General features: G+C 44.9%; 4 tRNA genes. All 4 read right to left on the bottom strand.

The features are described from left to right. Positions 1 to 44: 44 nt before the first annotated feature. A tRNA-Leu gene (locus KIV40_RS26710) sits at positions 45 to 129 on the bottom strand. A 53-nt stretch (positions 130 to 182) separates the two neighbouring features. Beyond that, positions 183 to 259, bottom strand: a tRNA-Met gene (locus tag KIV40_RS26705). 24 nt (positions 260 to 283) lie between these two features. After that, a tRNA-Leu gene (locus tag KIV40_RS26700) sits at positions 284 to 368 on the bottom strand. A gap of 70 nt (positions 369 to 438) precedes the next feature. Next, positions 439 to 513: transfer RNA gene (locus KIV40_RS26695), tRNA-Gln, on the bottom strand. Positions 514 to 557 lie beyond the last annotated feature (44 nt).

The following is a 557-nucleotide window of genomic DNA, read 5'->3' as shown; positions in this document are numbered from 1 at the left end:
ACCTGCAGGCAATAGTCATAAAGACTAATCAAGTTAGAAAAGTATGGTGCGGAAGGAGAGACTTGAACTCTCACACCTTGCGGCGCCAGAACCTAAATCTGGTGCGTCTACCAATTCCGCCACTTCCGCAACTTTTCTGTCGTCATAAAGGTAATTGGTAAAAACCTAAATAACGAAATAAATGGTGGCTACGACGGGATTCGAACCTGTGACCCCATCATTATGAGTGATGTGCTCTAACCAGCTGAGCTACGTAGCCAACACTATATTTTTTAAATCAAGATGGTGCGGAAGGAGAGACTTGAACTCTCACACCTTGCGGCGCCAGAACCTAAATCTGGTGCGTCTACCAATTCCGCCACTTCCGCAACTTGATCTGTAGTTATTGATGTAATTAGTAAAACATCAATAGCATTCCTATGTTTCAAGGAAGAATAATGGCAGGTCTACCTGGATTCGAACCAGGGAATGGCGGCATCAAAAGCCGCTGCCTTACCGCTTGGCGATAGACCTACAGCGCTCTAATAAAAGAGACTTTAATAATGGTGCGGAAGGAG

The sequence above is a fragment of the Vibrio sp. D173a genome (genome assembly GCF_030248475.1).
This window is presented reverse-complemented; position numbering and strand designations above follow the sequence as displayed.